Source organism: Rhodothermales bacterium, assembly GCA_013002345.1.
Taxonomy (GTDB): Bacteria; Bacteroidota; Rhodothermia; order Rhodothermales; family JABDKH01; genus JABDKH01.
On record JABDKH010000120.1, the window covers coordinates 1 to 10,518 of the forward strand.

The window sequence follows — 10,518 nt, forward strand, 5'->3', positions numbered from 1 at the left end:
TCATTCTGGTAGGAAACCCGAATGTCGGCAAGAGCCTGCTGTTCAAAAACCTCACGAATCGTTTCGTGATCGTATCCAACTATCCGGGTACGACCGTAGAGGTTGTTCGGGCCCAGGCAGGGTTCAACGGCCGCTCCGTTCAAGTGATCGACACCCCGGGCATCAACGATGTTGCCCCGCGGTCAGACGATGTGAAGGTCACCCTTCAGCTTCTGAAGGACCATCCGACCGGGACTATCGTGCAGGTGGCTGACGCCAAGAACCTCCGTCGCGCGCTGTTTCTGACGCTGCAGCTGGCGGAGCTTGGGCGTCCCATGATCCTCGTCCTGAACATGCTCGACGAGCTCGATGAGCGCGGCGGACGGATCGACTTCGAACGCCTCAGCGAGATTCTTGGCATCCCGGTCGTCGGAACGGTGGCCATTCGCAATCAGGGGACCGAAGATGTCATAACGGAGGTCGCCAATGCACGCCCGCCGCGGCTGGCCGACGGCTACGACGCGGAAGGATCAAAGGACTATCACTACCACTCGAGCCGTGCCCGCCTTGATACCGTCCATCGAATCATGGACGACACGTATGCGATAGAGAAGCCGCGCAACGCCAGCCTGCGCGTCAGGCTTGGGTTCTGGGCGATGCACCCGTTCAGGGGCATGGCGTTTCTGGCAGTCGTGCTGCTGGTCGTGTTCTGGTTCGTCGGCCTGTTCGGCGCCGGCACTCTGGTGGACCTGATGGAGGTCGGACTGTTTGAGCAACGTGTAAGCCCGGCAGCCATCACGGCTGTGGACGCTGTCTTGCCATTCCCGCACGAACACGTATCGGAAAATATCACGCATGGCGTCGGACTGCCGATCACGCCTGTTCATGAGATCACGATCCTCGATCTCGACAAAGTCGCTACGTTACCGGACTATGCGCTGTCGCAGGGTGCCGCGCTCACGACAGCCCAAAAGGTGATGCGCTTCTTTCATGATCTGCTGGTCGGGCAATACGGGCTCATCACCATGGCTCTGAGCTACGCGCTCGCCATCGTTCTTCCGATCGTGACCACGTTCTTTCTCGTCTTCAGCATCCTCGAGGACTCCGGCTACTTTCCGCGCATGGCCGTGATGGTGAATCGGGTATTTCGATTGATGGGTCTCAACGGGAAGGCGGTGCTACCGATGATTCTGGGGCTGGGCTGCGCGACGATGGCGACAATGACGACCCGAATTCTGGAGACCCGCAAGGAGCGGCTTGTTACGATCATGCTGCTCGCGCTCGCCGTCCCGTGTTCGGCGCAGCTCGGCGTGCTGCTCGCGATGATGGCAGCGCTCTCGCCGACCGGCGCGGCGGTATGGGTACTTCTTGTTGTCGCCGTCATGCTGGCCGTTGGCAGTCTGAGCAGCCGGATATTCGGTGGCGAGACGAGCGAGTTCATTCTGGAGATCCCTCCGATGAGGCGCCCTCAGTTGGCCAACGTGTTGCTCAAGACCGGGAGTCGTCTCAGCTGGTATCTGCGGGAGGTGATTCCGATTTTTGTGATCGGCACCGCGATTCTTTTCGTCCTCGATCGCGTCAATGCGCTAGGCGCCATCGCTCGCGCGGCCGAGCCTCTTGTCACGGGTTGGCTGGGTCTTCCGTCGGAGATGGCGAACGCGTTCCTTGTCGGGTTCCTGCGTCGGGATTTCGGCGCTGTTTACATTCTGGATGCTGCGATCGGCGACAACCCCGTATTGTCGCCCCATCAAATTCTCGTTGCGATGGTGACGATCACGCTGTTCATGCCGTGTATCGCTAACTTCCTCATGATCGCGCGCGAGCAAGGGATGAAGGTTGCCGGCAGCATGCTGGCATTCATCTTTCCGTTCGCCTTCTTCGTGGGCGGCGCCGTCAACTATATAGGCAGATGGCTTCTGAACTTCTGACTTGTCCGCTTTGCGGATTCGGATTCGATCGCACCGACACGCTGTGTGCACATGGCTGTCCGCTGGGCGCGATGTGCAATCTCGTGCGTTGTCCGAGCTGCAACTACGAGTTCGCAGAGACCTATCCGCGCGAGTCCTGGATGCGCAAACTGTTTTCGAAAAAGGCCGTGGCTGCGCCATCGAATCTGCCGACGGAGGTGCGCCCTGTGTCGGAGCTCCGGTTCGGTACACGGGCCGAGGTGCTATGCGTTGGTGGCGGAGGGAGCCGCGAAGATCGCCTCGCCGTGTTCGGTCTTGCACCCGGCGCCGAGGTCACCGTCATTCAGCAGAAGCCGTCGTGCGTATTAAAGATCGACGAGACGGAACTTGCTCTTGATCCGGAGATCGCGGCTCAGATTCTGGTACGCGTTCGCGTTGACGAGGCGGAGGCCGCCTAGTAGACGACCCGGCCGGCTCGTGCCGCGCGTTGCTTCGGTGTAGGCCGACCCCGAAGACCGCGCATCTCAGCTTCCGTTGCGATGCGGCGCTGGGTGATCCGAACTCCCGTCTTGACCTGCTTCGGCGGTCGCAGATCTCTCGTGCGCGATCGATTCCTGTCGATCATGTATTTCGTGCGCTGGGGCGTCTGCGTCGATTTCACCGAGTATTTCGGTCGCTTGCCGGCGCTGTCTCGCATGCGCTGGAGCTTGCGCGACTGCCGGGTGCGCTGGCGACTGGCCATCGTGCTCTGCACACGACGTGCCTGGGATCGCTGGATCCGCTTTCGAAACGCTGCGCGCTGCGCGATAGTAGATCTCTGATGAACCGATTTTGTACCGTATGTCAGCGTTTGTGCTTCTGCGGGCTGGACCACAGCAACGAGGACACCCAGGGCGAGGGTGGCAAGTGTCGTTTTCATTGTCATGATGTCAAGATGGCGAGTGCGGACCGAGTTGAAGGATAAGTGCTGATCCGCCGCCACCGGCGACACTTTTATGTAACGCAAATAAACGCGATTCTGGGAGATCCCGGCTGACGCCCGAAAATTGGAATGCGCGGAGACCCCCCGGGGTCTAAGGGAGAGAGTGATTGTGTGACCGGACCTATGGTCACCCCAAAGAATTCAAAAGAGATGTCGAGGATACAGGTACCATGAGACAACGACCAAAGACCGTAGCCCGTATGGCCGCCCTGGGCGTGGCACTGATGATTTTTGGAACGCTGACGGCTGTCGCGCAGCCCCGCGAACGTATGGTCGACCCCGAGGTGCGTCTGGAGACCATGATGAGTCACCTGACGTCCGAGCTCGAGCTGACCGACGATCAGGCGGAGAAGGTTAGAGGGATCCTGGCTGAGCAGATTGAGAAGCAGGGGGAGATGATGGAGGCCCGACGGGCCGGCGACCGGGAAGCACGGCGGGCGATGCGGACAGACATGGAGAAGTGGCGTGCGGAGACTGACACGCGAATGGCAGAGGTGCTCACTGAAGACCAGGTCGAGAAGTACACGAAGTACATGGACAAGAATCGAAGGGGCCCGAGGGATGGTGGTGGCCGGCGCGGCCGATCGGGTCGGCGTGGATAGGGGTGTGATCCTTCATCCCCGACCTTACTAGTGATCCCCGACCTCACGGGTCATCCCGGACCTCATTGGTCGTCTCGGACCTTATTAGTCATCCCGGACCTCATTGGTCTTCTCGGACCTTATTAGTCATCCCGGACGTGATCCGGGATCCATGCGACGCCGAGGCAATCTCATCGTGGGATGGATCCCCGCCTTCGCGGGGATGACGCGTGGTTGGATTCTCGCCAACACGGGGATGACGAGCAGACCGGCGCGACATCCCGGACCTCATTGGTTATCCACGACCTTATTAGTCATCCCGGACTCGTTGGTCCTCCCGGCCTCGTTGGTCCTCCCGGCCTCGTTGGTCATCCCGGACTTGATCCGGGATCCATGCGGCGCCGAGGCAATCTCATCGTGGTATGGATCCCCGCCTGTGCGGGGATGACGCGTGGTTGGATTCTCGCCTACGCGGGGATGACCAGCAGACCGGCGCGACATCCCGGACCTCATTGGTCATCCACGACCTTATTAGTCCTCCCGGCCTCGTTGGTCATCCGCGGGTTAGATTCTCGCGGGGATGACGAGCAGACCGGTGGGACATCCCGGCCTCGTTGGTCATCCACGACCTTATTAGTCATCCCGGACTCGTTGGTCATCCCGGACTTGATCCGGGATCCATGCGACGCTCAGAAATCACATCGTTCTACAGATCCCTCTCCCGCTACTCCGTCGTTTCGTCGCTCGCGGTCCAGATGCCGTTGGCCGGATTCGCATCGGGGTAGTAGCCATCGGCGTCGATCTCCACGCGGCTCACGGTTCCGGCCGGAAACGACATTCGGGCGACCCGGTTGTCATCCAGCCAGTGATCGACGGGCACAACCTGGTCGACCGTCCGGCCATCCGCATACGTCACCCGCACGGGGGCGGGCATCGGGGTCAATCCGAGATCATGAATGATGACTTCAATGGTTCCATCCGGTGCAGTGCCGACCGAAGCGACGGACTGATCCAGCGGCCACGTCTCGAACAACCACGAGGTCCAGAACCAGTCGAGCTCCATCTCCAGTACGTCTTCGAACGTATTGAAGAGGTCCCATGGCAAAGGGTGCTTGTTCGTCCAGCGATGAGCGTATTCGCGCAGTGCCTTGTAGAACAACTCATTACCAACCATGCCGCGGAGCGCGTGCATCACCGATGCGGGTTTGGCATACGCGGCCGTGCCGCGCCCAAACTGATTCCGATACGTATCGGCATGTCGCATCGATGGCTCTTCAAAGCCGCTGCCTACGATCCTGAGGTAGCCGCGCATCTCTCCCGGCCAGCGATTCTCCGAATAGAATTCAGTACCGCCCTCGGCGGTGTTGAACGACGTCAGTCCTTCGTCCATCCACGTGAAAGCTTTCTCGTTCTGTCCGACCAGCATCGGAAACCACATGTGCCCCAGTTCATGGTACGTGACGCCGAACAGTCGCGCCTCGTTTCGCGTGCCGCCGATCAGCGTGATCATCGGGAACTCCATCCCGCCACCTATGATGCCCTGTACCGCCGTCATCTGCGGATAGGGATACGGCATGATGTTTCGGGAGAGCGATTCGATCGAAAACTTCGAGTACTCGGCAGCCTTGTCCCACGACTGCGCTTCCGGCCGGTAGAACGCGTGGATCATCGACGCATCATTCCTGCCGTCGCCGTCCAGGTCTCCTACGGTCGCGTTGGTCGCGTCCCACAGATACTTGTCCGACGTCCCGAAGGCGAAATCGCGCACATTGTTCGCCTTGAATTTCCATGTCAACGTGCCGGACGGACTATCCACGGTTGACACCCCTATTTGTCGCTCGTTCTCGGTCACCACGCGCACGACCTCTTCGCTCCGTGCGGCGGTCGCCAGTCGGCCCTGCACGGTCGGCGTCAGGACATCATTCGGATTCAGAAGTTCGCCTGTGGCGCCTATCAACCAGCCCTCGGGCACCGTTATCGACACGTCGTAATCAGCGTATCCCATATAGAACTCGCCGTTACCCTGATACGCATCGTTGTCCCATCCGTCGACGTCGTCGTAGACGGCCATCTGCGGATACCAGTACGCGAGATAGTAGACTTCCCCGTCCTGCCCCATGCGCGGCGCGCCGACCTCCGGCACTTCAAAATTCCAGGAGAAGCCGAGCTTCGTCTGCGTTCCCGGCGGAATGCCCTGAGGAACATCGATGAGCAGTTTTGTACCGCGAATCGAATACTGCAGTTTGAGATCGGGACGCGGACCGGGGCCAAAGAAGAAACCCTGTTGCCGGCCTTCCACCAAATTCTTCCCGTTCATCGATACGCGGCTCAGCTGCACGCCTCCCGTAATCTGAACCGGACGCGTACGGACCACGCCTTCGCTGTGCAGGTTCTGATACAGATTGACAACCAGCTGCCGCAACGTGTCCGGCGAGTTATTGTGATACGTCAAGGTTTCGGAGCCGCGCAGCATGTTCGTGGTAGGCGAAAGCACGGCGTCAATCACGTACTCGGCGGTGTTGGTCCAGTACTCTGGACCCGGTGCGCCATCGGGCGAGCGGGTGCCGCGGTCAAGCGCCCGCTGAACGGCCGGAGTGTTGAAGACGGGGTAGGGAATCGGGCGGGTCTGCTGCGCGACGACTACCGGCGCGACGAGCGCTACTAGAAGAGCTGAAAGAAGGGTTTTTCGGATCATGGGAGCAATGGGGCTTGTTGTGACGGTGGAGTACGATAAAGGTACGTCGGCAGGCCATCGACCTGACGGTTGTTCCGGCGGCGACAGCCCGGAAATCCGTCAACAAATCGGTAATTCATGAATCTTTTGTCATCGTATTCCCGTCGGATACGTCCTGACGCTCGACACGTCGACTTCCATGGCGCAGTCACGATTCTGTGGTGCGCTTGTCCATCCAACATTTACTTGTAGCATGAAGACCATGATTCGCCTGTTTCTGGCCAGTGCCGTGGTATGCGCATTCGCTGCCGATTCTGTGGCCCAGACGTACAATTCAGAAGCACAACCAGGCTCCCGACTGGGATTTGGAAGTGCCGTGGCCATGTCGGCCGACGAAATCGCCGTAACCGAACCCACGAACGATTACTCGTCCGGATTCGTGTACATATATCGCAAGGACCGGGGCAACTGGGAGCGCGTGCTGCGACTTCAGGCGCCTGACGCCGAGAGGGCGGATCGCTTCGGTGCCTCACTCACCATGTCCGGCAATTCGCTTGTCGTAGGAGCCACGAGTCAGAACGACGGCCAGGGTGCCGTGTACGTTTTTGAAAAGGATCCATCGGGCGAGTGGGCCGCGAGTGCTCGCGTGACCGCGCAAGAGCCAACGAGGGAGCTGGGCCGCGCTGTCGCAGTGCAGGGCAAGTGGTTGATCGCAGGATCGTCAGGTGACAATGACATGGCGGGTACCGCCTACCTGTTCAAGCGAACGGAGGATGGTTCCTGGGCGCAGAGAGCTGCCCTGAACGCTGATTCTTCGAAGTCCATGACGGGCTACGCGTCGAACGTCTCACTCGCCAACGGCGTCGCGCTCGTCAGCGCACCGATGGAAGACAAAGGTGGTGTCGTTTACACGTTCCGCTACGACGAGTCCACGATGACATGGATGGAAGACGAACCGCTTGTCGGAAGCGAGAGTTCGGAGCGCGACCAATTCGGGATGCGCATTGCGGTCGAAGGCAACGAGATGCTTATTTCCGCCCCGGGTGCGGGCGGTAGAGCCGGGATCGTCTATCTGTATACCTACGATGAGAGCTCCGAGCGCTGGATCGAGTCGCGCATCCTGCGCCCCTTCGATGCGCCTCGCTTTGCCGGCTTTGGAACGGCTCTGGCCTTCAACGAGGGCGACGTATGGATCGGCGCCCCCTATGCGAATCGCTTCGAGGGTACTATCTATTCGTACGATCGGGATGGCGACTCATGGAAAGGAGTGAGCAAGGTTTCGCTGGAGGGCCTGTCCCGCGGAGCTATGTTCGGCGCGTCGATTTCCGCCGTTGGAGAGACAGCCGTCGTAGGCCTGACCGGGTCCGACTTCGGCGCGGGATCTGCCGTTATTCTGCAGCATTCGGATGCGGGCTGGGTCTCAGCATCGAGACTGGAAGGTGATCCGACCGGGCTTGAGACGGTCAGCGGTGGCCGCGTATCCTGCGACGGCGGTGAGGCGAACATTTTCAAGTGCGACCGCGTCGACTTGATTTCCTTCTTACCGGTCGCCGAGATCGGTGGTGGTCGTGGCGTACGTGTTAACGACATGTGGGGCTGGGAGGACAAACTCACCGGTCGCGAATATGCCCTTGTAGGCCGCGTCGACGGCACGTCGTTCGTCGACGTGACGGATCCGAGCCAGCCGATCTATCTCGGCAACCTGGACCGGTCGGAAGGCGCGCCTCCGAGCATCTGGCGAGACATCAAGGTGTACAAGGACCATGCGTACATCGTAGCGGACGGCGCCGAGCAGCACGGCATGCAAGTGTTTGACCTCACGCAGCTTCGCGACGTGCAGAACGCGCCAGTCGACTTCAAGGTGACCACGCACTACGACAAGATTGCGAGTGCGCACAATGTTGTGATCAACGAGGACACGGGCTTCGCGTTTGCCGTCGGAAACAGTGCGGGCGGCGAGACATGCGGCGGTGGTCTCCACATGATCGATATCAGGGAGCCGGCCAATCCGCAGTTCGCAGGTTGCTTCGCGGATCCGACAACTGGTCGTCGCAACACGGGCTACAGCCACGACGCACAGTGCATCGTTTACAACGGACCGGATGCCGACTACGCGGGTCGTGAGATCTGCTTCGGGTCGAACGAAACGGCCCTTAGTATATCCGACGTGACGGACAAGGATACGCCAGTCGCCGTCTCTTCAGCCTCGTACCCGAATGTTGCGTATTCGCATCAGGGTTGGGTTACGGAAGATCACCGCTACTTCATGATGAATGATGAAGGTGATGAACCCTCCGGTCTCGTCGAAGGAACCCGCACCCTGATCTGGGACGTGCAGGACCTGGACGATCCTCAGCTGCTGGCGGAGTATATCGCCGACAACAAGGCGACGGATCACAACCTGTACATCAAGGGCAATTTGATGTACCAGTCGAACTACGACAGCGGGTTGCGCATCCTGGATATTTCAGACGTCGCGAACCCCGTTGAGGTTGGCTTCTTTGACACGGTGCCTTTTGGCAAAGATGGTGCGGGCATGAACGGCTCGTGGAGCAACTACCCGTACTTCAAGAACGGGGTGATTGCCGTCACGAGCGGCAACGAGGGGCTCTTCCTGCTGCAACGCAAGGACGAGGGAATCTAGATCGAAGGGGTCGCCGGGTTGGCGACCCCTTTTCTTTTATATCTTCTCCCCGCATGTTGAATACCAGGGAACGAGTGTTGCCATGATGTATCGCACAATAGTCTTTCTCGTTGCTACCGCCGGATTCACGGCAGCTTGCGCACAGACGGAATCGGCACAGAACGAATCGGCCGCCGGAATGGAAGCCGCCGTCGACGACTACGCACGGGCCCAGGGAATCCTCACCGCGAAATGCGCGGCGTGTCACGGATCGGAAAAGGCCGACGCCGGATTGCGCCTTGACTCGTGGGACCACATTGTTCGCGGTTCGCAACACGGCGAAGCGCTGATCGCCTTTGATCCCGACAACAGCTTGATGATTGAGCTCGCCACGAAGCGGGTCGATGGATCTCATCCCGGCGAAGCAGGGGCCGATACGCTGACGGCGTCAGAAGTGGATGCCCTCCGGAGATGGATCGCCGATGGCGCGCGCAATGCTGCGGGTGAGACGCCGTACGCGTCTGCCCGTAATCTTGTGTACGTCTGTAATCAGGCAGAAGCGACGGTGTCGGTAATCGACGCGGATGAGAATGTGGTCATCCGAAATGTCGATCTAAGGAAACTCGGCTACGGCCCGATGGCGAAGCCGCATCATGTGGCGGTGGAGCCCGGGGGCGACCACTGGTACGTGTCGTTGATCGGGGAGAATCGGGTTCTCAAGTTTACGCGGGACAACGAACTGGTTGGCGAAGTTGAATTCGAAGTGCCCGGCATGCTGGTCTTCGATGCGTCGAGTGATCTGCTCTATGCCGGACGATCCATGAGCGCTGTGAACCCTCCGACGCGGATTGGGGTGATCAACACGAAGGACATGTCGGCGGACGAGATTGATGTGTTCGTTCCGCGGCCGCATGCGCTCGCCGTCGCGCCGGACGGGAAGTACGTGTACTCGGCAAGTCTGGCGCAGAACACGGTTGTGGCAGTCAACGCGGAAACGTACGAAGCCACGCTGACGGACATGGGCGGCCCGGTTCAGACGCTGGTGCAGTTTGCGATGTCATCGGATGGATCGATGCTCGGGGCCGGGGGGCAGCTGTCTGGCAAGTTTCTACGGTTTGATATTGCCGGAACGCCTTCGGTTGCCGTGACGGACTCTCTCACAGTCGGCGGAATGCCGTGGCACCCCGTTTTTGCCCCGGACGGGATGCTGTACGTACCGAACAAGGGCATGAATTCGGTGGCGGTCATTGATCTGAGCGTCCCTGAAATCGTAGCCTTGGTAAAGGGCAACGGTCTTTCACAGCCGCATGGATCAGCTGTGTCGTCGGATGGCCGGTATGTCTATGTGTCAAACAACAACATGAAGCATGCCTACAAGCCGCGACACGATCTGGGTGACAATGGGATGATTGGCACCGTGGTAGTGATTGATGTCGCGTCGCACGAGATCGTCAAAGTGATCGAGGTGGAGAATGGTGCGACAGGTGTTGGGGCCGTTCCGGCCGGTTGATCGACCGTTGAGTTCGATCTGGGAAATACCGCTGCGACTCACGGCGTTCGCCGTCGCATTTTTGGTCGTCGTGTTGAGCGGCTGTGCGGGAAGTCAAGACCTTGCATCGCCGTCCACACGCGACGGACAAGGTGGATTCGTTCGCAGCGTAGACGGTCCGGTCGAGATGCGTGACGCAACCGGTCGAGCATACCATCAGCCATTCCTCGGCGGATTCAACGTCCCTCGTCCGCAGCTGGTAGACATCGACGTGGACGGTGAT

The 10,518-nt window shown here is 59.7% G+C and carries 8 protein-coding genes; 6 read left to right on the forward strand and 2 right to left on the reverse strand.

Going from position 1 to position 10,518, the window contains the following annotated elements; all coding sequences use genetic code 11:
* Both HKN37_06240 and HKN37_06245 read left to right on the forward strand, forming a co-directional pair.
* Positions 1–1,907, forward strand: a 1,907-nt coding sequence (locus tag HKN37_06240) for a ferrous iron transporter B (GenBank protein NNE46241.1), incomplete at its 5' end; no start/stop codon positions are given.
* Positions 1,889–2,344, forward strand: a complete 456-nt coding sequence (locus tag HKN37_06245; GenBank protein ID NNE46242.1) for a ferrous iron transport protein A — start codon at positions 1,889–1,891, stop codon at positions 2,342–2,344. The genes HKN37_06240 and HKN37_06245, both read left to right, overlap by 19 nt.
* Here HKN37_06245 and HKN37_06250 read toward each other — a convergent pair.
* The gene (locus HKN37_06250) at positions 2,341–2,805 is read right to left on the reverse strand and encodes a hypothetical protein (protein NNE46243.1); all 465 of its coding nucleotides are present in this window, start codon (positions 2,803–2,805) and stop codon (positions 2,341–2,343) included. The genes HKN37_06245 and HKN37_06250 overlap by 4 nt on opposite strands.
* Before the next feature lie 233 nt (positions 2,806–3,038).
* Between HKN37_06250 and HKN37_06255 the strand changes: the two genes are divergently transcribed.
* Entirely contained in the window at positions 3,039–3,470 is a 432-nt protein-coding gene (locus HKN37_06255; GenBank protein NNE46244.1) for a hypothetical protein, read from the forward strand.
* A gap of 703 nt (positions 3,471–4,173) precedes the next feature.
* Here the strand turns inward: HKN37_06255 and HKN37_06260 are convergent.
* Positions 4,174–6,144: a M1 family metallopeptidase gene (locus HKN37_06260; GenBank protein NNE46245.1), complete on the reverse strand. Its 1,971-nt coding sequence runs from the start codon at positions 6,142–6,144 to the stop codon at positions 4,174–4,176.
* A gap of 232 nt (positions 6,145–6,376) precedes the next feature.
* Here HKN37_06260 and HKN37_06265 point away from each other — a divergent pair, with 232 nt between their 5' ends.
* The 3 genes from HKN37_06265 to HKN37_06275 form a co-directional block, all read left to right on the forward strand.
* On the forward strand, positions 6,377–8,767 hold the full coding sequence (locus HKN37_06265) for a choice-of-anchor B family protein (protein NNE46246.1): 2,391 nt from the start codon (positions 6,377–6,379) through the stop codon (positions 8,765–8,767).
* Positions 8,768–8,849: 82 nt separating this feature from the next.
* Entirely contained in the window at positions 8,850–10,256 is a 1,407-nt protein-coding gene (locus HKN37_06270; GenBank protein ID NNE46247.1) for a hypothetical protein, read from the forward strand.
* A 7-nt stretch (positions 10,257–10,263) separates the two neighbouring features.
* On the forward strand, positions 10,264–10,518 hold a 255-nt coding region (locus HKN37_06275; protein ID NNE46248.1), incomplete at its 3' end, for a hypothetical protein.

What these genes read in the sequence shown, in the direction of transcription:
- HKN37_06250 (NNE46243.1), bottom strand. Translation starts at nt 2,805, where the DNA reads ATGAAAACGACACTTGCCACCCTCGCCCTGGGTGTCCTCGTTGCTGTG.
- HKN37_06270 (NNE46247.1), top strand. Translation starts at nt 8,850, where the DNA reads ATGATGTATCGCACAATAGTCTTTCTCGTTGCTACCGCCGGATTCACG.
- HKN37_06260 (NNE46245.1), bottom strand. Translation starts at nt 6,144, where the DNA reads ATGATCCGAAAAACCCTTCTTTCAGCTCTTCTAGTAGCGCTCGTCGCG.
- HKN37_06265 (NNE46246.1), top strand. Translation starts at nt 6,377, where the DNA reads ATGAAGACCATGATTCGCCTGTTTCTGGCCAGTGCCGTGGTATGCGCA.
- HKN37_06255 (NNE46244.1), top strand. Translation starts at nt 3,039, where the DNA reads ATGAGACAACGACCAAAGACCGTAGCCCGTATGGCCGCCCTGGGCGTG.
- HKN37_06245 (NNE46242.1), top strand. Translation starts at nt 1,889, where the DNA reads ATGGCTTCTGAACTTCTGACTTGTCCGCTTTGCGGATTCGGATTCGAT.